This is a genomic window from Streptomyces sp. NPDC020362 (assembly GCF_040642095.1).
GTDB lineage: Bacteria > Actinomycetota > Actinomycetes > Streptomycetales > Streptomycetaceae > Streptomyces.
This window is the reverse complement of sequence record NZ_JBFAET010000019.1, coordinates 1-22,175: the sequence shown is the minus strand read 5'-3', so window position 1 is coordinate 22,175 and position 22,175 is coordinate 1. Positions and strand designations below refer to the sequence as shown.

Sequence of the window (22,175 nt, the reverse complement as noted above, 5' to 3'; positions counted from 1 at the left end):
TACGGCCTGGGGAGACGGACTGCAGGGCCGATCGAAGAACGGTGTTCACCTTAACAGAACAGTGCTCACCGAGAGAACGCTGTTCATTAAGATATAGCGCAAACGTCCGTGCTCGACAAGATATATCGCGTTCGGGAGATGTGAACGCCGCTCACCCGAGGAGAACACTGTTCTCGCGACACCTAGAATGTCCTCATGACCGACGCGGCTGCCGACACCCCCGCAACCCCTCCGCCCTCCCCCTGGGAGCGCGAGCGCCCCGCTCGTGCGCATGTTGCTCCCGCACGCGCACCGCTGTCACGCGAACGGGTCGTGGAAGCGGCCTTCACCGTGCTGGACCGCCAGGGGCTCGACGGGTTGTCGATGCGTCAGGTGGCGGCTGAACTGGGCGTCACGGTCTCCGCCCTCTACGCCCACGTCAGCTCCAAGGACGACCTCCTGGAGCTGATGTACACGCGGCTCTTCGACGGCTTCACGATGCCTGAACCGGATCCGGAACGGTGGCGGGAGCAGGTGCGGGACTTCGCCCGCTCCGGACGGCAGCGACTGCTGTCCCACCGGGACATGGCCAGGATCTCCATGGCTCACGTCCCCTTCACCGCCGAACTGCTGCCGCATGTCGAGGCGTTGCTCGCGGTGTTCCGTACCGCCGGACTGCCCGACCGTATCGCTGCGGAGGCCGGCGACCTCATCTCCACCTACATCGACGGGTTCGTGCTGGAGGAGGGCATGTGGCAGGACCGGGCCGCCGAGCGTGGCGGTGGCGGCTCCTCCTCCCTGGCCCAGCCCGACTGGGCCGAGATGGCCGATGAGATGCAGAACTACTTCGCGTCCCTGCCCGCACAGGACTTTCCCCATCTGCGCGCCCTGGCCGGGCTGATGGTGACCGGCTCCTCCGACGAGAGGTTCGACATCGGCCTGGAGATCATCCTGCGTGGCCTGGCGAGCTATCTGCCGGACCGGGCGGCCGGTGCGGGTCGGGACGGCGCGAGTCCGGACGACTGCCGGACTCCGGACGCCACCTGAGCCTGATCGGGCGGGGCCTTGGTTGTTCGACCGGCGCTCCGACTCCGGCCGGAACCGGCGCTCCCATTCCAGCCGGCACCGGCCTGCCTTCCCGTGGGTGACCTGGGTGACCCCACGGCGCCCGATCCTGATACTGCCCGCGTTCGTTCAGTCCGCGTTCGTTCAGTCCGCGTTCGTTCAGTCCGCGCTCGGCCAGTCCCAGCCGAGCTGGAGGAACATGCCGAGACGGTCGCTCACGGCGCGGATCTCGGCGATCCGACCGGCGCGGACGGTGAAGATCCAGATCTGTTCGACATCGCAACGTCGGCCGGTCGGCCCGGGCATCCGGGGGTGGTATCCCGTGTGGACGGCGCGCACCCGAAGCCGCGCCACGACCTCGTCGCCCTCGCCGATGACCTGTTCAGCACGGAAGCCGTCGTCCGGGTGCTCGGCGCTGAACGCGGCGAGCTGCTGCCGAAAGCCCTCGATCGCGGCGCCCGGCGCTTCCTCCTCGCCAAAAATGATCTTGTTGTGGTCGACCACGTCCGGTGCGAGGTGCTGCACCCATCCCTCGCCCGTCGGGTCGTTGAGCGCGGCGATGAAGTCGAGGACGACCTGCTTGCTGTTGGCGACGGCGGTGGTGGAGGGCATCTCGGGGCTCCTGGGATGTCGAGGAAGCGAACTCAGATTCTTACTCTGTAAGTTTCGGTGGGATCGATTCTTGCCTTACCTTGTAAGAAAGTCAACGCTCGGGTGGAGAGGTGGGCGACGCATGACGGCCGAGAAGCCGGGCGCACGGCGCGGCCGTGGCGAACGTGTGGGACTGAGCCGGCAACGCGTCCTCGACGCGGCACTCGAACTGGTCGACCGCAGAGGGCTCAAGGCGCTGACGATGCGTTCACTCGGCGAGCAGCTCGATGTCGAGGCGATGACGCTCTATCACTACGTCCCGAACAAAGAGGCCTTGCTGGACGGGCTCGTGGAGCAGGTCTTCACAGCCGCCGCGCCGGCGATGGACGGGTCCGCAGACTGGCGGGAGGCCCTGCGTGCGTATGCGAAGGCGCTGCGCGAGGGCCTGCTGCGCCACCCGGCCGTCCTCCCGCTCGCCGCCTCCCGGCCGGCGGTCACGGAGGCGACGCTCGACGGCATCGAGGCGAGCCTGCGCATGCTGACGGACAATGGCTTTCAACTGGGTCGTGCGTTGCACGCCGTCAATGCGCTGTCGGTGTTCGCGATCGGGCATGCCGTGACGGAGGCGCAGCTTGTCGTCGACGCACACGAATCGGGCGGCACGGGCTGGCTGGCCGAGCTGGAGGCCGAGCGCTATCCGCTCATCGCCAGGGCCGCGCGCGAACGGGCGGGCGTCGACGACGAGGAGCGCTTCGCCTTCGCCGTCGACGCGATGCTGCTCGGGTTCGGCAAGCTGTGCATGGGCTGAACCGCGAGTGCACGTCCCACCGCGTCGCCTGGCCCCACGGGGAACAGGTGCGGGACGCCGTGGCCGCTGTCCTGGGCGCTGTGTGTCCGCCCGCTCGCCGCAGGCGGGCGGGACCGGTCGGCGTCGACGGCTCGACCCGCTCCCGCACCGCCCTGTTGGCCGCCGATCGGGCAGGCGTCAGTGCAACTGCTCAATGTGCCCTGAGGAATTCGATGAGGGCCGCGTTCACCTCGTTCGGGCGCTCCTGCTGAGTCCAGTGCCCGCAGCCCTCGAGCTTGACGGGCCTGCGCCACAGAGCGGGCATCAGGGCGGGGAGCTTTTCGATGAGTTCGGGTATCCCGGGGAAGGCGGGGACGAGGTCCCGGTCGCCGTAGACGTACAGGGCGGGCCGACTGACGACTGCGTCGTGCCAGGGAGCGGTCAGTTCCCAGTTGCGGTCGAGGTTGCGGTACCAGTTGAGGGCTCCCGTGAAGCCCCTGGAGAAGCCCTCGGTGAGCGCGTCGAGATCGTCCTCGGTGAACCACTGCGGCAGTACCTCGGGGTCCGGCATGGCAGCGAGCCAGCCGCGCTCGGGGTCGACCAGGGGCTGCCTGCCCTCGCCGGCGTCGGGAGCGTCGCCGGAAGCCCAGTAGAAGAACTTCCGCAAAGCGGTGCGCGTGTCCTTCGCGAACTCGGCGTCGGCGACACCGGGGCGGTTAAAGTAGTTCCAGTAGAAGCGGCCGCCGAACTGCTCGTCCATGGTCACCAGCGGAGGCCGTGTCCCCCGGAAAGGGGGTGGCACACTCAGGCCGGCCACCCCGAGCACCATGTCGGGTCGCAGCAGCGCGGTGTGCCAGGCGACCGGCGCGCCCCAGTCGTGCCCGACGACGTACGCCTGCTCCTCGCCCAGTGCCCGGATCAGCCCGACGACGTCGCCGACCAGGTGGAGGATCGTGTACGCGTTGACATCGTCGGGATGGTCGCTGAGTCCGTATCCGCGCTGGTCGGGGGCAACCACGCGGAAACCCGCGTCGGCCAGGGGGCCGAACTGGTGGTGCCAGGAGTGCCATGACTCGGGGAAGCCGTGCAGCAGTACCACCAAGGGGCCCTCGCCCTGTTCGGCGATGTGCAGCCGAACGCCGTTCACGTCAACCATGCGATGCTCAACCATGTGTACGAGCGTACGGGTCGTGATCTTCGAGTGGCGATGCGTTGCTCAGCGTGCCGGGAGGGGAGATGGCTGTCGGCACGCGCTGCGGTCGTGGCGTGTCGGGGCCGCCGGGTCTGTTCGCCTCGGGCGGACCGCAGAAGCTCGCGCAGCCCGGCGGTGCCGAGGATGTGCGCCCGGGCCGGGAACACCTTTTCGGTCAGTGCCCGGTGGGTCTCCGGATCGGGGTCGGCGACGCAGCCGGGCGGAGGACCGCTCGTTCCCCGTGGTCGCGGAGCGTGCGGGGGCCCATCACTCGAGCATCTGCCGACGGTGGGGCGACGCGCGGACCATGGTCAACGAGCCGGCGACCCAGCGGCTCGACCCGGACCCCGGGCTTCCCGACACCGGAGCCTCCCCGCACCGTCGCCCCACTCGTACGGCCCCATCAGAGGGCGGGACTCTTCGCATCCGTCTACCTGGTCGCCTACCTCAGCCTTGGAGTGCCCGCGATCGTCGCAGGTCTCCTGACCGCTGTGGTCGGTCTGCGCTCGGTCTGCGGGGGGACCGTCCTCGGATACGGGGTCGCCGTCCTCGTTGCCGCAGCCGCGGGGCTTCTCGCGCAGCACCGGGTCACCGCAGCCGCTGCCCCGTAAGCAGGATCGTGTCCTTGCGGCGCCCAGGTCACGTCGGCTGACGAGGAGGGGCGGGTGGCAGGTGCCCGCCCTTCGTCCAGCAGCCCGGTCGGTTCCGCCCCGCACGCCCCGGACCAGGGGTGTGCCGCCCAGGCTCAGGCGCGCACTCCGGCATGCACGCTTTCGCGCTCCAGGGCCCGGAGGATGCAGTAGTCCGCCTCGACGGCGTCCGGCTCGTCGCTGCTGAGAACGACCTCCGCGGACCCGGCCGCCCCGGTGACCGGTGCGTGCCCCAGGAGGTGCGGGCTGACAGCGGCCACCGTCGGCAGCCGGCGCAGAAGGCGCCCGAGGCTCGGGTCGGCAGCGTCGCCGCTGCTCCGGCGCAGGTGCACCCGGACGATCCGGTGACCGGCCGGGACGGGAGCGAACCGGAGGGACGCGGGCGGCATCGAGGGGTCCAGCACGTCCGCCACGCGGTCGTAGCCGTTTGCCCTGCGCAGCGCCTCGTCGGCCGGCGAGATCCCGGGCACCGCCAGTGCCGAGACGAGGAGCGGGCCCCGGCCCTCGTCGTGGGCGACGCGCGCGGTGACCGGACCCTGCATCACGCCCAGGGCGTCGAGCACGCGCATCATGTAAGCGGACAGAACACGCGCCAGCGGTTCGTGATGGTGCAGCAGGTCGGTGCGGTCCGGCGATCGGTCGCAGGAGCGCGTCTCGGCCCACACGTCGGTGACGACATGGTCCGTCCGGCCGTCCGCACCGGGCCGGCTGACGCTGTTGACGACGAACTGCCGGGTGGACAGCCGCTCGGTGAGGACAAGGCGCGCGTCGTCGGAGTACCGGGCGACCGCTCGCTTCATGACGGGCCAGGCGGTGTCGATCTGCTTCGCCCCCCCGCAGCCGACCGGCTCGACGGGTACCCCGGCCGCTGCCGGGGCCAGCACGTAGCCGGGCAGGGGGCAGGTCTCGGCCCAGGCCAGGACCTCGGCCAGCTGTGCGCTGCGGATGCCGCGCGGTGCGTCGATCCCGGCGCGCGCCAGAGCGGCCGCCTGGGCGCCGCGGTCGTAGCGCAGCCGCGACGTCTCGGGATCGCCTTGCGGCAGGCCCAGATGCCAGGCGATCCGCTCCGCAAGCTCGATGCCCGCCGCGCTCCCGGCGACGACGGCCGACACACCCAGCCCGCGCAGCGCTTTGACCGTCAGCCGCAGGGATCCGCGATGCTCCACCGAGTCCGCGCAGGCGCCCGCCCCGCGCGTCGGTGCGAAGGCCGACGGCCGGTGCCGGACGTCCGGTTGGACCGCCACGGTGCGCCACCCCTGCCGCGCGAAGGCCTCCGCCTGGGCGGAGGTGCCGCAAGGGGCGACGATCGCCACAGTCCCGGCGGCGGCTGTGGACCGGGGGGCTATGACGGGTGCGGCGGTGCTGATGGCCATGGGAACGGGCTCCAGGACGGAAGATGTGTCAGGGCGATGAGTGGGCCGGGTGGCCGGGCATGGACCGGCTACGAGGACCAGATGCGTGCGTTTCCCTGCCGGTCGGGTCCGGATGCGGTCGGACCGGAAGGTGTTCCTGTGGCAGGCGGAGTTGCAGGCATGGGCACTCCCGGAAGATGAGGGGCCGAACCACGGCGTCCGGCGCATACCGGCGGCCGTGGGCAGAGGTGTCGGGGACGGATCCGTTCGGGGTGGCGCCTGGAAGGCCCCGGCTCAGGAGCTTCGGCAGGAGCCATGAGATGCACGGCTGTTGTGACGGCCCGGACCGTCTCCTTCGGTGACCGTGCCACCGACGATCGCGAGTGTGTGCGCCGGGACGCCGGCGGTCCGCGTCCGGCTTCGCGAGCAGTGAGGGTGAGAAGGAAGGGGCACAGCAGCCTCCTGCATGAGGTGCTGGGAGCTCCGGCGCAGGGCGAAACAGCCCGTGCCCGCAAGGGCGGACACGGGGTGGCCTTTCCTGAGCGCGGCGTGCCGCCGCAGGCCGCAAGAGCACCCGATGGCTTGGTTCGGTTCGATCTCTGGTGGTGCGGCGGCTCGTGCCGAGTCGCCTACGGTGGCCGCTTCAACAGGGAACCGCCGACTGCGGTTTGCCGACAGTGACGTGGTGCCTCGGACCCCGCTCAGGCGCCGCCCCCAGCACCGCGCCGGCAAGCCGTGCCGGCTCTCGGTGCGAGGCGCTGGACGGTCGTCACGTGATGAATGCTCCGTCCATGCGGGACATGGAAGAGCCGGGCAGTCCCATGGGGGACTCGGTTCGCCACCCGCTGCAGCACTTGGTCGTTCATTCGGTGTCCTCCACCTGTCCCCGTACGCCCCCTGGAGCGCTCATGTCCCGACCCCGAGGTCGGGTTCCCTCAGGTCCTCGCCGGAGCCCTGGCCCGGGCCGATGAGTCGTTCCTCCTCCCGTGCTGCCGGCCGCCCCGTAGTGGTCTCGGCTGCGGGGGAACTGTCTGGCAGAGCGAGGCGGCATCACTATGTCTCTCCGAAAGGGCAAATGCAACCCGCGGATTTCAATTCTCATCTCGCGAGAAGTTCGGGGTTGAACTTTCTTGTCGAGTGAGAAATGGGCGGCCATTTCTCACCTCGTGAGAAAGATGTAGGAGGCAAGGTGCCCAGGTCGGGGCCGTGGTGCGCATGCCCTAGCCTGTCGTCGTACACATCTGGCCCGCGTTGATAGGAGCACTGTGCGCGCCATTGTCATGAGGGAATTCGGCGGCCCCGAGGTATTGCGGCTGGAGGACGTGCCCGACCCCGAGCCCGCGCGCGGACAAATTCTGCTGGACGTACGGCTGGCGGGTGTCAACTACGCAGATGTCCACGTTCGGGGAAATACCTACCTGGCGCCGGTCGAGCTGCCGTACGTCCCCGGGAACGAGGTCGTCGGCACCACCCCCGAGGGCAAGCGCGTCGTGGCGCTCACCCGGGGCGGCGGCTACGCGCAGAAGGCGGCCGTTCACCGCAGGCTGCAGTGGGAGATCCCCGACGAGATCACCGACGAACAGGCGGTGCCGCTGGCCCTGCAGGGGAACAGCGCCTACCACCTCCTCTTCACGGTCGCCCACATCACCAAGGGGCAGACCGTCGTCATCCCCGCCGCGGCCGGCGGCGTCGGCTCGCTGGCCGTTCAGCTGGCATGCCGGGCCGGCGCCCGTGTCATCGCCCTCGCCGGCACGGACGAGAAGCGCCGGCTCGCCATGGAGCTGGGGGCTACGGCAGCCGTCGACTCCTCGGACGAGGAGGGCCTGACGGACCGTATCCTCGACGCGGCGGGAGGACCCGTTCACGCCGCGCTGGAGATGACCGGCGGCAGGACGCTGCAGCAGACCCTCGCCGCGGTCGGCCCGCGCGGAAGGCTCGTCGTATACGGCTTCGCCGGCGGGCAGCTCGCCGACGTTCCCGTGCACACGCTGCTCCAGAACTCCATCACCGTCGCCGGTTTCTGGCTCCCTCACCTGTACGCCGACCGCACGCTTCCACTGGCGGCGTCCATGAGGCAGCTCTTCGACGCCGTCGGCAACGGCACGCTCAAGATCGTGACTGCCGGAACCCACCCGCTGGCCGACGCGGCCAAGGTGCACCATGCACTCAACAGCCGTAGCAGCATGGGCAAGTTCAGCCTCGATACCACCGCGTAATAATCTTGTCCCATACCGTGCGCGGTGGTGCCAGCACCGCGTACCGCCGCGCCCCAGCAGGAGGGGCGCGGACGCGACAAAGGGGGTATGGCCGATGAGTGGACAGCGTGGAACCGGGACCAGCTACGCCGACCGCTTCATGCGGGTGCAGCAGGCGTTCATCACTCTGGGCCCCGGTGCCCACCGGTTGTCCGAGATCGCCAAGACCGCCGATCTCGACGACTCCACCACCGGCCGCATGCTCACCGCTGGAACCTACAACAGCACCTTCGTCCGCATCGACCGGGGCCTGTACCAGCTCGGCAGTACGGTCGCCGACCTCGGGCTCCACGCACTCGCCGACGACAACCTCTCCGGCGGCGAGGCCGCACACGTCCTGCAGGGCCTGCGCAGCGCGACCGACAACGGCCTGGTCTTCCTGTACATGAGGGCGCCGTTCGGCATAGCGGGCCGGCAGTGCCTGGACATGGCGGTGGGGGATTCCGATCTCGTCGAGCTCGGAATGACACCGCGCGACGTCCTCTCCGTCACGCGGTCGCTGCGCACCGGCGCCTCGGGCCGGACGATCCTCGCCTACCTGCCCGAACAGATCCAGCAGCGGGTGGCCGCCGATCCGGTCCCGGAGGAAGCCGGTCCCGGTGTCATCCGCGACGGCGACGAGCTGCTTGCCTCCCTCGCCGACATCCGCGACCAGGGTTACGCCCTGGGGTACCAGGAGTGCATGGCGAAGTGGAACTCGGTCGCCGCACCCGTCATCTGGGACGGCGCGATCTGGGGCGCGGTCCTGCTCCTGAAGCCCATGGACGTGATGCCCGAGGCTCCCCAGCACTACATCTACGCCACCATCACGGCGGCCGCCCGGCTCAGCCAGCTCGGCGGCGCCTGGCCGGCCGACTGAGCATCCGCCGGGCGGCGCGGACCTCTCATTCCGCATCCACGGCGAGAGGCCGGGGCGCCGCCTGGCCGGTCGGCTGCCGCAGCGCCCTCGCGAGGGCGCCCGCGAGTACGTCCGCTCCGTGCGCGGTCGGATGGACCCCGTCGAGGAAACAGGGGGCCTCCTCGTCCGCGCAGGCTGTGGAGAGGTCCAGGAAGGTCGCGGTCGGGAATCGCGAGGACAACTCGGCCATGCCCTGCCGGTAGACCTGGTAGACGGAGGCGATCGAGTCGGCGTAGGCGTCGAAGAGTTCGGGGCGGCCGGGCTGCCCGGCCTTGCCGGTGAACGCGAAGTCGTAGTGCGAGGTGACCCAGTCCCTGGTGAACGCGGTGCCCAGCGCCGGCTGGAGCAGCGAGTGCGGCTGCAGCGCACACACGAAGTGGATGCCCTGCTGCTCGCAGACGGTCGCCATCAGCGCCTGGTTGTCCAGCCATACGGAACTGCGCAGCCGTGCTCCCGAACGCGGGAAGACTGCGGAGTCCAGATGCGGCAGGCTTCGCAGGACCGACGGTCTGCGGGCGAAGGGGACGTGCGTCTCGTCGATCTCGTGCGGGGCGTGGATCCTCAGGTAGTGGTGGTAGTCGGAGAAGGTCCAGTTCAGCACCTGTGCCCCCGGCCCGTTGACCAGGTCCATGGCGAACAGGGTGTTGAAGTCGTTCCAGCCGGAGAGGGTCACCACGCAGTCGGGCCGGGCGTACCGCAGCCGGTAGAGCAGCATGGCGGACTCGCCGCGCGACCACCCTCCCGGCACGGCGAAGCTGAGCACCTCGGGCCCGCCGTCCGCGCCGCCGAGGCGCCGGTGGAGGCGCGCGGGGACGGTGGCGGCGTTGTCCGGCAGGCCGAGCCCGTACAGCGCGCTGCCGCCCAGCATGATCACCCGCTGGCGGTGAGACGGCTCCAGATCGGCCGGCTCCGCCATTCCGGGTACGCGCAGGAAGCCCAGCGGACTGACCTCCAGCCCGCCCCGAGCATCGACACCGGTGAAGTCGCCGCCCCGGGGCAGGTGGCGTCCGGACACCGGATCGAACAGCTCCGACGGCGGGGCGTTCTCCCGGCGGCCGCGCCCCGGCCTGCGGTCGCGGAACAGAGCGGCCAGCAGGGCCGCACGCCCGTACCGGGTCACCTCCCCGCGTCCGTGCATGAGCAGCAGTTCGCGCACCGGGACCGAGAGGGCGAACCGGACCGCCGCCCTGCGGTCGACCGTGCCGCCGTCGTTGCGGAAGACCAGCAGACCGGTCACCCCCGCAGCGCGTACCGCGCGCCTGCTCTCCGGGGAGAGCAGGCCGGCTCCCATCTCCGCCTGCGGGAGGGCCAGGACCGGCAGCCGGAACCGGCCGGAGGCGTCCTCCGCCCGCTCCCGGTCCCCGGCCACCGTGTCCGGCAGGATGAGCAGCGCAGGGCGTCGCCCGTCGCGTTCGAGCCGCTCCAGCGCCACTTCGATCCCACGGGGCCAGCCGGTGCACAGCAGCGCGGTGGTCATGAGTTTTCCTTCTCCTCCTGCGGCGGACCCGGCGTTCGGTCGTCCGGTCGTCCGGTCGTCCGGTCCGTCGGGTCAGTCGAGCGGCAGGCTGTCGTGGGCCAGTTCGGCGGACTGGTCGGCCTGACGGAACAGGTGGTCACCGATGACCAGCAGGTCCATACCCGTGCGCAGGAAGCACCGGTAGGCGTCGTCGGCGGTGGCGACCACCGGCTCACCCCGGACGTTGAAGCTGGTGTTCACCAGGGCGGCACAGCCGGTGCGGGTGCGGAAGGCGTCGATGAGCTGCCAGAACCGGGGGTTGTCCGCCGCCTCGACGGTATGGTGCCGAGCCGTGCCGTCGACATGCGTGGCGGCGGGGATGGGCGAGCCGTCGTCGCCCTGGCGGACGCGGGTGGTCAGCAGCATGTAGCGGGAGGCCACGGCGGGCTCCAGGTACTCGTCGGCCGCCTCGGCGAGCAGCGAGGGCGCGAACGGGCGGAAGTCCTCCCGCGCCTTGATCCTCGAGTTCAGCCAGGACTTGGCGGCGGCGTTGCGCGGGTCGGCCAGGATGCTGCGGTTGCCCAGCGCCCGGGGACCGAACTCCATCCGCCCCTGGACCCAGCCCACCACCTTCCCCTCGGCGAGTTCCCCGGCCACCTCCTCGGCCAGCTTGCCGAAGTCGTCGTACGACGTGCAGTGCGCGCCGTACCGGCCCACCAGTTCGGCGACGGCGCCGTCGGGTATGTCAGGGCCCAGGTGGGCGGCCTTCATCCCGTCCGGGACGGGGGCGGTGGGCCGCGGTCCGTGCAGTGCCAGATGGTGGGCGGCGAGGGCGGCCCCCACGGCGCCGCCGGCGTCTCCGGCGGCGGGCTGGATCCACAGCCGGTCGAACCCGGCCTCGTGCAGCACCCGTGCATTGGCGACGCAGTTGAGCGCGACACCACCGGCCAGGCAGAGCGCGTCGGCGCCGGTGCGTTCCCGGGCGTGGCGCGCGAGACGCACCATCACCTCCTCGGTGACCTGCTGGACGGCGAGCGCGAGGTTCGCGTACCGCTCCGCACCGCCGGACTCGGGCCTGCGCCGCTCCATCCCGAACAGCCGCTCCCAGCGCCGTACGTCGATGATGGTGCCGCCGCGGTGGAAGGAGAAGTACCGCATGTCGAGGACGAACGAGCCGTCCTCGCGCACGTCGACGAGCCGTTCCAGGATCAGTTCGCGCAAGGCGTGGGTCTGCGGGGAACCGGGGTCGCCGTAGGCCGCCAGTCCCATCAGCTTGTACTCGCCGCTGTCCACCTTGAACCCGCAGAAATGGGTCACCGCCGAGTACAGCAGGCCGAGGGAGTGCGGGAAGACCTGCTCGGCCAGGGCGGTGATCCGCGCACCCTCGCCGAGGAAGATGCCGGTGGTCGCCCACTCGCCCACCCCGTCGACGGTCAGGACGGCGGCACGCTCGAACGGCGAGGGGTAGTACGCGCTCGCCGCGTGCGAGAGGTGGTGCCTCGACCACAGGACGGGCAGGTCCGCGGGCAGCCCTGCGGAGCGCAGCCCCGCACGGATCAGCCGCTCCGTGCCGTCGGGGCGCGCGATGCCGCCGCGCACGGCGAGCCGGAACGCCTCGGCCCCGCCCGGCGCGGCACCGAGCAGACTCCAGCGGACGCGTCGGCGCTTGAGCCAGGGCGACTCGTAGTAGGCGATCGCGTCCACTGTGCCGGGTGCCTGGTCGAGCAGATAGGAGAGGGCCTGCTGGGGGAAGGCGGGGTCGTGCTTGTGGCGCGAGAAGCGCTCCTCCTGCGCGGCGGCGACGAGTTCGCCGTCGACGACGAGAGCCGCGGCGCTGTCGTGGTAGAAGGCCGAGATGCCCACGATGGCGGTCATGGCAGGACCCGTCCCTTCGGCTTGCTGCGGCGGTGGCACGAGCGTTCGGCGGGTGAGGTCCCCGCCCGCCCGGCCAGGAAGTCGGCCGGGCCGTACGCCCGGTCCAGCCGGCGCAGGGCCGAGTCCGGAACGGCGCCGAAGGCCCGCAGGGCGAGCGGGTCGCGTGCGCCGCCGAGCCGCACGAGAAGGGCCAGCGGGGTGATCACGACGTAGTACACGGCACAGGTCAGGGCGTACGACACGGCGGACGCGGCCCGGTCGACGCCGCTCACCACAGGGGGTAGCTGTCGCCGCTGCGGTTGCGCGCCCGTCGGAACCGGACCAGGTCCGACTCCGTGCGCTCCCGGGCGGATGCCCGTGCTCCGGGGGTGAGCCGTCTGGCCGCCGCCGAGAGCGCGCGGAAACAGAGGTCCGACGCTCTGCGGACGGTCCTGCCCATCCTGCTGGTCATCGTGTGCCACTCCTTGCCACTCGTTGCGAACTGTCCGTCCCGACCGCGGGTGTGGCCAGCAGGCCGAAGTCGGTCACCTGCGCGGCGAGTGCCTGAGCCCCCGCAGGGGTGGGGGCCTCGAGGGGAAGGCCGTCGCGGTCGTAGAGGGCGGCCAGCGTCGCCCGTACGGCGAAGCCCGGATCGTCCCGGCCGGCGAGCCGGGCGAGGAAGACCGCGATGTCGTCGAAGGCGATGACCCAGCGGCGCGGCACGGCCACCCGCACCACGGGTCCCTCCGCGGCCTCCCATGGCGACCAGCGGGTGGGCCTGCGGGTGCCCACCTCGACGGCGTCCGCGGCCCAGACGTCGAGCGCCGCCTCGATACGGTCCTGGCTCCAGCCGCGCCACGGGCCGGGCCTGGGCGTGAAGACGGTGCGGGGGCAGTGTCCGGCGAGTACGAGCAGCTGGGCGGTGGCCTGGTCGGGGGTGTCGGGGCTGTGCGCGAGGTTGCCGTACAGGACGTCGCCGAGTTCGCGGCGCAGCGCGGTCTTGACCTCCACCACGCGCGCGCAGGCATTGCGGCCGCTCACCCGTACGTACTCGGCGGGCCTGCCGATCAGGTAGCGCCGGATGATGCCGGCGGTGAGCGGACGCTGGTCCGGGTCGACCTGCGGGTAGATCCCCGCCACCTGGCTCTCCGTCAACCGGATGGGCACGCGGCCCGTCACGGTGAGCCCGGCGCGCCGGACGGCGTCGACGGCGTGGTCGGCCAGCCCTCTCTCCAGCGCGTCGGGCTTGAGGAGCAGGAACGAGTCCTCGGTGGGTGGGGTCATCGGGTGCCGCTGCCTTTCTCCCGGCCGAGCGCCGTCAGCTCGGTCAGGGCCGCGCGGTAGAGCGCGGCGTGCCGTTCGCTGCCCTCGGTGCCGGGTGCTCCGGGGGCGGTGAGGAAGAACCAGAGGCCCAGCAGGAGCCGGACCCGGACCAGTAGCCGCAGCTCTCGGGCCTCGTCCGAGTCGCCGCCGAGCAGCCGGGTGTGGGGCCTTTCGTGGGGTGCGGCGGGCTGCCCGGAGGGGTAGAGCGCGGAGGCGCCGACCATGGCGCAGGCCTGCCCGAGCAGCCGGGGGCCCGGGCAGAGCGAGTCCAGGTCGATCCGCACCAGCTGCCCTGTGTCGGTGCGCACGGTGTTGTCGCGGTGGAGGTCGAAGTCCGCGACGCAGGAGCGCTCGTGGAGCAGCTCCCGCAGCCTGCGGTCGCAGGTGAGGGCGCGCAGCTGCCGCACCGCTTCGTTGTCCGGCCCGCGCAGTGCGATGTCGATGCGGTCGCCGAGCGAGCGGACCCCGGTGAACGCCTCGGTGCCCACCGCCGCTGCGAGCCGTGTGTTGAACCGTTCGTAGAAGTCGAGGAGTTCCCATTCCTCGTGGTGTCCGAGACGGTGGCCGAGGGTGGTGCCCGGCACGAACCGCCGCACCGTGATGGCCGAGCCGTCCCCGCGGGTTGCTGCCGCCAGCAGCGGGGGCGTGCCGGTCGCGGTGCTCACGGCGTGCTGGACGGCGCGGTAACGGCCCAGTCTTCCTTCGGCGCCGAGACCGGGTACCAGCTTGACCACGAACCGCGGGGCCGGACCGGCACCGCCGTCGGGGCCCGGAGCGACCCGGTGGGCCGCCGGGCGCCAGGGCTGGTTGAGCCGCTCCGGCCGCAGAGCCGACCAGGGATCGGTCAGCAGATGGGTGTCCGAGTGGCCGATCGCCACGGGAGTGGTCCGCGGCCGCCGCTGCGCGGTGTTCACCAGGCTCCGCAGGAACGCGGCGTGCGTCACCACCAGCTGGGTGCAGCCGTACAGATCCGCTCCGCCGGGGCCCGTCGAGGCCGCGAGGAAGGCGATCGCCCTGGCCTGGAGCCGGTCGCCCGGCTCGGCCCCGGGGATCGCGTCCAGGTCACCGCGTGCCTTCCACACCCGGTGGGGTTCGGGGAAGAGCCGGGCGGCCTCGGCATGGGTAAGCCCCTCCAGCACCCCGGCACCCGCTTCCGCGAGGACCTCGGTGCTGGTCACGGGAAGACCCAGCCGGCGTCCGGCCGAGGCCGCGGTCCGCCGGGCGCGCACCGCGTAGCTGCTCCAGATGGTGCGGATCCCGGCGTCGTCCGTGAGCCCGGCCGCCCAGCGGCGGGCCTCGGCGGCTCCGGCCGCGGTCAGCGGCGGCGAGTCGATGGCGCCCTGGATCCGGGCCTCGGCGTTCCACTCCGACTCGGCGTGCCGGCGCACCATCAGCCGTACCGGGGTGTGTGCTGCCACGTGCATCCCCCTCAGCCGGCGGCGGCCGTGGCGGCGCCGACACCGTATGCGGCCCAGGCGGCCCGCCCCGCGTCCTGCCCCATGCGCAGGAAGGTCGAGCGGGCCGCGCGCGCGGCGGGGTCGGACAGGATCCGGCCGACCTGGGCGTCGAGTTCGACGAACGGGGCGTCGAGCACGCCCTGTTCGCGCAGGTGGGCGTGGAGGGAGGTGACGGCGCCGGCGTAGATGAGCATGTCCCGCAGCTCACGTTCGTTGTAGCTGCTGGCGGAGACCACGCGCAGCTTCTCGTCGGCCTTGATCCAGATCTCGTCGTCGGTGCGGTCGAGCAGTTCGAACAGCTTGGTCTCCGGAATGGCCGTCAGATGGTAGGAGTGCACCGACCAGGGGCGCAGCTCCTCCACGGTGAACCGCAGCGACTCCCGCAGGCCGGCCATGTCGTCCCCGGGCAGGCCGACGATCAGCTCGGCCCGCCAGGGGATGCCCCGGGCCGTCAGGTGCGGGACGTACTTCATGATCTTCCCGAAGTGGTTGCCGCGCACGTGCTTGGGCACGCTGGGGTTGGTCGTCTGAAGCCCCATCAGCAGCTCTTCGATGTTGGAGTCGACGAGGATGTCGACGAACTCGTCGTCGAGGAACTCCGGGCGCATGTAGGCGTTGATGGCGATGTCCGGGGCGAGGTCCCGGAACATGCGCAGGATCTCCTTGCCCCGGGCGGCCTTGCCGCCGAGGATCGGGTCGATCAGGAAGATGCGGCGGATCCCCCGGGCGCGCATGTTGAGGATCTCGGTGCGCACGAAGTCGGTGTCGAAGGTGGCGAAGAACGGCAGGGTGTTGTGACCGCAGAAGCTGCAGTCGTAGATGCAGCCCCGCGCGGTCTCGTACCAGGTGAAGTCGGTCTCCACAGGATCACCTGCCAGGAGTTCCTCGAACTCCGGGCCGAACAGCTCGATGCCGTGGGGCAGGCGCCGGTCGCGCCGGTCGGGCACCGCGTGGCGGTAGGCGTCCCGGCGCTCCCGGCGGGCCGAGTACAGCGGCTGGGCCAGCCCGTTCTCCAGGTCGAGGCCGTCGAAGCCCGGGTCCTCGGCCCGCTGTTCGCAGAGCCAGGTGAGCGGTTCCTCGCCCTGGCCCATGGCGAAGACCGTCCCCTCGGGCCAGTCGGCGTAGGGCATGGCCCTGGTCTCCGGCCCGCCGCAGACCACCAGCGGCGCCTGCGGGGCGTTCGACAACTCCACGGTCAGCTGCCGGGTCCGCTCCAGGGTCCAGATGTAGGCAGGGACGCCCACCACGTCGAACCCCTCGGCCAGCAGCGAGGCCCCGGCCGCCTGTGCCGACCAGCCCTGCTCGTCGAACGCCCGCAGCCGGATCTCCCACTCGGGGTGCCGGCCGCGCAGGTAGGCGCCGAGTCGCATGGAGCTGAGCGCGTGGGTGATGGGGAACTCGGCGAAGCGCTGCGAGTCGAAGAAACTGACGAGCGCGACTCTCATGGGGGCTCCTCGAAGGACAGGGGAGTTCACAGCGAGTGGCGCACGGCTATCTCGCGGAAGTGCCGCAGAGCCGTCGGATCCTCCGGCGGTTCGGGCAGCTTCTTCTCGGGATGCCGGGCGAGGTAGTCCCGGGTGCACAGCGGGTCCTTGACCGCGCTGAAGTCGCCGGTGGTGCGCTCCGGGTCGAAGCGGCCGATCTGGACGATGCGGCGCGTGGTGCTGCCGGAGCGGCAGGAGCTGTAGATGTCGCAGCCGGAGCAGCCCTCGGGCTTCTCCAGGGCCTTCCAGAAGTCGGTGAGCTGTGTCGAGCCGCTCCAGAAGTCCCGCAGGCCGGTGAACTCGTCGTCGATGTTGCCGAGTTTGCGCGGGTGCATCAGGCAGGGCGTCACGCTGCCGTCGGGGTTGAGCGCGATCAGCTCCTGACCGCCGATGCAACCGGACAGTCCCGGGATGCCGATGTCGCCGCAGCCGGCCATCGGGTTGCTGACGTTGGTGATGGAGATCTGCGAGCCGTAGGTCTTCTGCAACTGACCGATGAATTCGATGGCCGCGTAGTACTCGTCCACCTGCTGGGAGTAGAAGCCCTGCTCGTGGTGGAGGCAGCGCTCCGGGTTGGCGAACTTCACCACGTCCGCGCCGGCGTCGATGCCCAGCTCGACCAGCGCCTCCAGCTCGGAGTAGGGGGTGGACGGCGTGTACGTCGGCTTGACGCACACCCGCATGTCGGAGCCGGTCTCGCGCTTGCGCCGCACGGTGTGCCGCAGTGCGGCGACGACCTTGTCGAAGAGGCCGGGGCCGCGCACCGCCGCGAACGTCTCCTCGGAGGCGCCGTCGATGCTGAAGCTCACGGACTTGAGCTTGTTCCGGAGGATGATCTCGAGCGTCTCGTCGTCGATGAGGAGGCCGTTGGTCGCCATCGACGTGTAGAGACCCTGCTCGCCGGCGCTGTCGAGGTAGTTCGCCAGGGCGCGTTTGTTGATGGTCGGCTCGCCGCCCGCCAGATGGACGCGCATGACGCCCCACTGGGCGAGTTCGGCCATGAGTTCACGCACGCGCTGTTCCCGCATCGTGGTCGGCCCGAGGAACTCGGCCGCGTAGCAGAACGAGTCCTGGCCGCATTTGTGCCGGGCCAGATTACACAGCCAGGTGTAATCGAAGTAGATTTCCAGCGGTCCGCTGAGCCGGTTCTGGTAGGGGGACCGGATCTCTCTGATCCGGCCGTCCAGGCCCAGTTCGCGCAGGTCGTCCGCGAGACTGCCGGGAAGTGACCCGTCGTCCCAGTCCTGGTCGGCCCGTTTGCGCTCGATGGCCTGAGTGACCAGGGAGTTCTCGCTGCTCTGGCGAGGCAGGAAGAACGCGTGGCGGCGATTGCTCCACAGCAGGGGTCCGCAGAATTCGTGACGCACCACGACGTCCACGGGCTCCAGTGGCTCGATGGTGGTCACGCCGGACCGGCGGACGAGGGGATCCGCGAGAGGGATATGAGCGTTCACTTTGCTCCTGAATGGCGTCGGGGCGGCCATCATGACAGAGCATCAAGCCAGCCATCAAGGTCTTGTGACATGCAAGTCGCAATTGCTTGTCACAAACCGTGGGTGACGGCTAGCGTCGACTTATGAAATCCGACCTCACGGCAGGCCCGGTCCTGCGTGCCCCGCTCGACTCCCCGGCCGCCTGGCGCGGGGACCGTATGGCCTCCCGCCCCGGCGACTGGCAGGTCCGCCTCACCGACCGGGACCTGGACGAACTCACCGCCCTGGCCGCCCGGTTGGCCGGCGGGTCCCGTCCGCTGCACCACATCCCGGCCGGGGAACTGCGGCTGCCCCGCCTCGCGGTGAAGGCCGTGGGCTGGCGACGGCACCTGGAGGACGGTCCCGGAGTGCTGCTCGTGCGCGGTATGCCGGTGGCCGGCCAGTCGCAGGAGCGGCTCGCGCTCATGTACTGGGCGCTGTCCTTCGCGATCGGGGTCCCGACACCGCAGGACAAGCGGGAGTTGTACCTGGCCCACGTCCGTGAGGACGGTCCCGCGCGCCCCGACCGGTTCGCCTACCAGACCAACGTGGAACTGCCCTTCCACACCGACTGGTGCGACATCGTGTCGCTGCTGTGCGTCGGCCGGTCCCGCACGGGAGGAGCCTCGCGCGTGGCGAGTTCGGTCACCGTGTACAACGAACTGCTGCGCCGTCGGCCGGATCTCGTCGACGGGCTCTACGAACCGTTCTGGATGAACAACAAGGACGAGGCGGACGGCGACCGCATCCCCTACTACGCGGCCTCGCACATCTCCTGGCTGGACGGCAGGCTGTCCTTCCGCCGCCGGCCGTCCTGGCGCCGGAGGGCAGCCGCCAACGGGCAGCCCGCCTACCTCCAGCCGACCGGTGAGCAGGCACCCCCCGAGCCGAGCCGGCAGCAGCTGGACGCGCTGGAACTGATGGACACCATCGCCGGCGAGCCCGGGGTCGCCCTGTCCATGGACCTGGTCCCGGGCGACGTCCAGTACGTCAACAACCACACGGTCCTGCACGCCCGGGACGGCTTCGAGAACGGCACCGGGCCCGACGAGCAGCGCCATCTGATGCGGATGTGGCTCACCGTCCCGGACGGCCGCCGGCTGGGCGACACCTACGCCCGGGGCATCGCCAGGCAGTACGCCCTGCCGCAGCAGCCGCCCGCCGGCCCGCACGCCCATGCCTGAGCCGCACCTGTCCGAGGTCGACTGGCACGACGCGGAGCGGACCGCCCAGGTGCTCGAGGACGCGTTGCGCCGGTTCGGCCGCCCGGACCGGCTGGCCGCACTGCTGCGCTCCGCGCGGACCGACCCGTGGCTGCTCGGCCTCTCGGAGGTCAGGCCCTGGGGCAACCGCATGGTCCTGTACGAGGACCCGTCGGGCGCGCGGCTGCGCCTGCAGCACTGGGCGGGCGGCGACAAGGACCCGCACGGGCGGCCGCACAACCACCGCTGGGCCTTCGCCTCCACCATCCTGCACGGCAGTTACGTCCACCGGCTCTACGGCGACGTGGCCGACGTGGAGCGGCGGCTGGCCGAGGACGGCGGCCCGGCGCTGCCGCTGCGGGAGCGCACCGAGTCGGCGGGCAGCCTCTACGTCCTGCCCCCGCAGGCCGTGCACTCCGCGACCGCGGCGGCCGGAACCGTCTCGCTGCTGCTCAGGGGACCGTCCGTGGGGGAGTACGCGGTGCGGCTCAACCGCGACCTGACGGCGTTCGCGGAACGCAAGGGCGGTGTCGCCTCGGAAGGACGCACGGAGCGTCCGGAGCGGCCGTTCGGCACCGCCGACGCGGACGCCCTCGGGACACTGCTCAGCTCACTGGGGCTGTTGGACTGACCGCCGCCAGAGCGCTCGTCGCCGCGTCGTGCAGCGCGGGATCGACCAGGGCCCCGGTCACCAGCAGGAAGTCGGCGACCGGGGTCAGCAGCAGGGTGCCGCCGTCGAAGGGATGCAGTGTGGCGGTATTCGCGGCGCGGTGCGGACGGGGCCCGGGTTCGACCGGGGTGAGCCGCATGCCGTGACGCAGCGAACCCCGATCCGGTGTGTCCGCCGCCTGCCCCTGCCGCCACTCCTCGCGTCGCCGCAGTTCGCGCGAGGACGCCTCGGCGAGCGCCGCCGTCAGCGTGCCGAAACCGGACGGCAGGTGCGCCGCGTCCGGGGCCGTGCCGGCGAACAGCTGGAGGAGCTCCATGAGTTCGGGTGCCAGGTTGAACTCGTCGGCGCTGCGCGCGAGCAGGGGCAGATCGACTTCGCGGCCGGGAGCCAGTGCCATCATGACGTCGACCACGTCCTTGCCGTTGAAGGGCCGTTGGAAACGCTCCTCCGCGACGGCCAGGAGCCCTGCGGCGAGAGGGTCCGCGGGCAGACTCGGCCGCGGGGGCACCGCACCCTGGTCGCCGGTCAGCGCGCAGGTCAGGATCTCCACGCGGCTCTCGTAGTCGAGCAGCGGGTCCGCGCCCGGCCAGGAGAGGGCCACCAGGAGGTGCCGGGCCTCGCCGTCGAGCACCGTCAGGTCCATCTCCCGCGGGGCGTGCTCGGCCACGAGGGTTGCGACGACCCGCCACAGGGCGGCCGTGTCCGGTACGAGCAGATCGAGGTCGTTCATCGGCCGGGGCAGGTCGTCCGGGTACCACGCGGCGAGAGAGAGCCCCTTGAGGGGGCGGGCGCCCAGCGCCTCGCAGCTGTGCTGCACACGGGCGTAGAAGGCGGTGCGCTCGGCCCGGCGCCGCAACTCGTCCGCCGAGCCGGTGCCGATGACGCCCTCCCGGGCGGCCGCCGTCATCACCAGGGCCCGGAAGGCTTGCGAGACCCGGCCCGCCCCCGTCACCACCTCGTAGGGCGTGGCGTCCTCGTGCAGGTCCAGCAGGCGGCGGAAGAAGGCCAGGTCCGGCACCGGGCGGGGAACACGGGGGGACGCATGGCTGGACTCATGGCGGTGGTCACGGGCGGTCACATCAATTCCCTGCGGGATCGGTCGGGTTCGGTGCGTGCCAATAGACGTGCTCGGTGCGCCAGCCCCGCCGGTGCAGCGAGGCGACGATGCGGGCGCCGTGCTCCGGGGCACCGGTCGCGTCGCCGTGCACCACGTTGCCCAGCAGGGGAACGCCGGCGCGGGCGGCCCGGGCGAGCGCGGCCCCGACCAGGAGCCCGGTGACGGCGCGGACGTCGAAGGGAGCGGCGACCAGGGTGTCGAAGAGTTCGAGATATGCGGTGCCGGTCACCTCGTCGGTGAACGGCAGCAGGGTCGCGTGCCCGGCGGGCTCGTGCCCGGCGACGGCGACGAGACTGAACCGCCCCGGTGCGGCCATGATCGCGTCCGCCTGTTCCTCGGCGTCCTCGCGTCGCACCGTCGCGCCCTGCTGGGCCGCGCCGGCCTCGAAGGCGTCGGCGAGCCAGGCACGGATCCGCCCCCGGTGCTCCGGGGCCGCCGGGCCCACCGTGACGCCACAGGAGGCATCCGACACGGTGTCGCCGCAGGAGGTGCGATCCGGCGGGTCGTGGCGCAGGTAGGTCAGGTAGGGGGTCCAGGGCGCGCACAGCCGGACGTCGGGGGCGGTGCGCAGCAGCACTCCGCACGCGCCGGGTTGGACGGCCGCGGCATGCCGGCGCAGCGTCTCGGCCGCCTCGGGAGACGCGGGAGCCGGGTGGGCGTACTCGACGAGGCAGAAGTCCCGGCCGCTCAACGGGTCCCGGGTCGTGCCCAGCACGCAGTGTCCCGTAGCGGTGTCCACCAGCAGGCCGGCGTCTCGGCAGGCCGCCAGGTAGGCGGGGTCGGCGTGCTGGGGGCCCGGGCCCGCCGGGATCATGCCGGCTCCGGTCGTACCACGGTGAGCTGACGTTCGGCCACGGACACGGCCGCCAGCCGTACCTGTTCCGCCGTCACCCGCTCCAGGGCGCGGATCCCGCCCTCCAGGGACCACGGCCGGGTGCCCAGCCCGGTCTCCTGGCTCAGGGCCATCGCATGGTCCCAGGGCCGCTCGGCCGTGGTCACCAGGTCCGTCACGGCCTGGCGCCGGGCCACGGCGAGGTCCTCCGGATCCGGACCGCGCCCGGCGACCTCCAGCAGCACCTCGCGGACGACTTCCTGCGCGCGCCGCAGATTGCGGTTCTCGACCCCGGCCATGATGCGCCAGGCTCCCGTTTCCGTGTAGCTGCGCGACCAGGTGTAGAAGGCGTAGACCAGACCCTCCTGGCTTCGCAGCCTGCGGTAGAGCAGCGAGGCGGGGGAGGGCCCGAGCAGGTGGGCGAGGACGGTGAACGCATGGCGCCGGGCATCGCCCGTCGACGGGGCGCGGCTGCCGGTCGCGAACCAGGAGAAGCCCTCCGGGTCGGCACCCGGGCCCTGTGGCGCCCAGGGCCGTGC

At 71.5% G+C, this 22,175-nt stretch carries 20 protein-coding genes; 6 read left to right on the top strand and 14 right to left on the bottom strand.

Going from position 1 to position 22,175, the window contains the following annotated elements:
• Positions 1-195: 195 nt before the first annotated feature.
• Positions 196-1,026 carry a TetR/AcrR family transcriptional regulator gene (locus tag AB0H32_RS10870; protein ID WP_361117578.1) on the top strand — a complete coding sequence of 277 codons (831 nt, stop codon included), beginning with the start codon at positions 196-198 and terminating at the stop codon, positions 1,024-1,026.
• Between the two features lie 177 nt (positions 1,027-1,203).
• Here the strand turns inward: AB0H32_RS10870 and AB0H32_RS10865 are convergent, their stop codons facing one another.
• A complete protein-coding gene (locus AB0H32_RS10865; RefSeq protein ID WP_361117575.1) occupies positions 1,204-1,656 on the bottom strand; it encodes an ester cyclase in 453 nt (150 codons plus the stop codon).
• Positions 1,657-1,777: 121 nt separating this feature from the next.
• On the opposite strand from AB0H32_RS10865, the gene AB0H32_RS10860 reads away from it, so the two are divergent.
• Positions 1,778-2,443: a TetR/AcrR family transcriptional regulator C-terminal domain-containing protein gene (locus AB0H32_RS10860; protein ID WP_361117572.1), complete on the top strand. Its 666-nt coding sequence runs from the start codon at positions 1,778-1,780 to the stop codon at positions 2,441-2,443.
• 190 nt (positions 2,444-2,633) lie between these two features.
• Here AB0H32_RS10860 and AB0H32_RS10855 read toward each other — a convergent pair whose 3' ends face one another.
• Together AB0H32_RS10855 and AB0H32_RS10850 are read right to left on the bottom strand one after the other, a co-directional pair.
• On the bottom strand, positions 2,634-3,593 hold the full coding sequence (locus AB0H32_RS10855; RefSeq protein WP_361117569.1) for an alpha/beta hydrolase: 960 nt from the start codon (positions 3,591-3,593) through the stop codon (positions 2,634-2,636).
• Between the two features lie 766 nt (positions 3,594-4,359).
• A complete protein-coding gene (locus AB0H32_RS10850) occupies positions 4,360-5,637 on the bottom strand; it encodes a hypothetical protein (RefSeq protein WP_361117566.1) in 1,278 nt (425 codons plus the stop codon).
• A 1,244-nt stretch (positions 5,638-6,881) separates the two neighbouring features.
• Here AB0H32_RS10850 and AB0H32_RS10845 point away from each other — a divergent pair.
• Both AB0H32_RS10845 and AB0H32_RS10840 read left to right on the top strand, forming a co-directional pair.
• Positions 6,882-7,832 (top strand): zinc-binding dehydrogenase, encoded by a 951-nt coding sequence (locus tag AB0H32_RS10845; RefSeq protein WP_361117563.1) that lies wholly within the window; start codon positions 6,882-6,884, stop codon positions 7,830-7,832.
• 94 nt (positions 7,833-7,926) lie between these two features.
• Positions 7,927-8,730, top strand: a complete 804-nt coding sequence (locus AB0H32_RS10840; RefSeq protein WP_361117560.1) for an IclR family transcriptional regulator C-terminal domain-containing protein — start codon at positions 7,927-7,929, stop codon at positions 8,728-8,730.
• Positions 8,731-8,755: 25 nt separating this feature from the next.
• Here the strand turns inward: AB0H32_RS10840 and AB0H32_RS10835 are convergent, their stop codons facing one another.
• The 8 genes from AB0H32_RS10835 to AB0H32_RS10800 form a co-directional block, all read right to left on the bottom strand.
• A complete protein-coding gene (locus AB0H32_RS10835) occupies positions 8,756-10,246 on the bottom strand; it encodes a hypothetical protein (RefSeq protein ID WP_361117558.1) in 1,491 nt (496 codons plus the stop codon).
• 72 nt (positions 10,247-10,318) lie between these two features.
• A complete protein-coding gene (locus tag AB0H32_RS10830; protein ID WP_361117555.1) occupies positions 10,319-12,100 on the bottom strand; it encodes a carbamoyltransferase N-terminal domain-containing protein in 1,782 nt (593 codons plus the stop codon).
• Positions 12,097-12,372, bottom strand: coding sequence for a hypothetical protein (locus tag AB0H32_RS10825; RefSeq protein WP_361117552.1), 276 nt, complete (start codon positions 12,370-12,372; stop codon positions 12,097-12,099). The genes AB0H32_RS10830 and AB0H32_RS10825 overlap by 4 nt, the downstream gene beginning before the upstream one ends.
• Entirely contained in the window at positions 12,369-12,551 is a 183-nt protein-coding gene (locus AB0H32_RS10820) for a hypothetical protein (RefSeq protein ID WP_361117549.1), read from the bottom strand. The genes AB0H32_RS10825 and AB0H32_RS10820 overlap by 4 nt, the downstream gene beginning before the upstream one ends.
• Complete coding sequence (locus tag AB0H32_RS10815; RefSeq protein ID WP_361117546.1) at positions 12,548-13,363, bottom strand: hypothetical protein; 816 nt, start codon at positions 13,361-13,363, stop codon at positions 12,548-12,550. The genes AB0H32_RS10820 and AB0H32_RS10815 overlap by 4 nt, the downstream gene beginning before the upstream one ends.
• Entirely contained in the window at positions 13,360-14,820 is a 1,461-nt protein-coding gene (locus tag AB0H32_RS10810) for a histidine phosphatase family protein (RefSeq protein ID WP_361117543.1), read from the bottom strand. The genes AB0H32_RS10815 and AB0H32_RS10810 overlap by 4 nt, the downstream gene beginning before the upstream one ends.
• Positions 14,821-14,831: 11 nt before the next feature.
• On the bottom strand, positions 14,832-16,304 hold the full coding sequence (locus tag AB0H32_RS10805) for a radical SAM protein (RefSeq protein WP_361117540.1): 1,473 nt from the start codon (positions 16,302-16,304) through the stop codon (positions 14,832-14,834).
• 26 nt (positions 16,305-16,330) lie between these two features.
• Positions 16,331-17,797, bottom strand: coding sequence for a radical SAM protein (locus tag AB0H32_RS10800; protein WP_361117537.1), 1,467 nt, complete (start codon positions 17,795-17,797; stop codon positions 16,331-16,333).
• 122 nt (positions 17,798-17,919) lie between these two features.
• On the opposite strand from AB0H32_RS10800, the gene AB0H32_RS10795 reads away from it, so the two are divergent.
• Together AB0H32_RS10795 and AB0H32_RS10790 are read left to right on the top strand one after the other, a co-directional pair.
• Positions 17,920-18,999: a TauD/TfdA family dioxygenase gene (locus AB0H32_RS10795; protein WP_361117534.1), complete on the top strand. Its 1,080-nt coding sequence runs from the start codon at positions 17,920-17,922 to the stop codon at positions 18,997-18,999.
• On the top strand, positions 18,992-19,648 hold the full coding sequence (locus AB0H32_RS10790; protein WP_361117531.1) for a hypothetical protein: 657 nt from the start codon (positions 18,992-18,994) through the stop codon (positions 19,646-19,648). The genes AB0H32_RS10795 and AB0H32_RS10790 overlap by 8 nt, the downstream gene beginning before the upstream one ends.
• On the opposite strand, the gene AB0H32_RS10785 is transcribed toward AB0H32_RS10790, so the two are convergent.
• The 3 genes from AB0H32_RS10785 to AB0H32_RS10775 form a co-directional block, all read right to left on the bottom strand.
• Complete coding sequence (locus AB0H32_RS10785) at positions 19,623-20,765, bottom strand: hypothetical protein (protein ID WP_361117528.1); 1,143 nt, start codon at positions 20,763-20,765, stop codon at positions 19,623-19,625. The two genes, AB0H32_RS10790 and AB0H32_RS10785, sit on opposite strands and share 26 nt — an antisense overlap.
• A gap of 1 nt (position 20,766) precedes the next feature.
• Positions 20,767-21,618, bottom strand: a complete 852-nt coding sequence (locus tag AB0H32_RS10780) for a hypothetical protein (RefSeq protein WP_361117525.1) — start codon at positions 21,616-21,618, stop codon at positions 20,767-20,769.
• Positions 21,615-22,175: insulinase family protein (locus tag AB0H32_RS10775; protein ID WP_361117522.1), on the bottom strand; the 561-nt coding region annotated here is incomplete at its 5' end. The genes AB0H32_RS10775 and AB0H32_RS10780, both read right to left, overlap by 4 nt.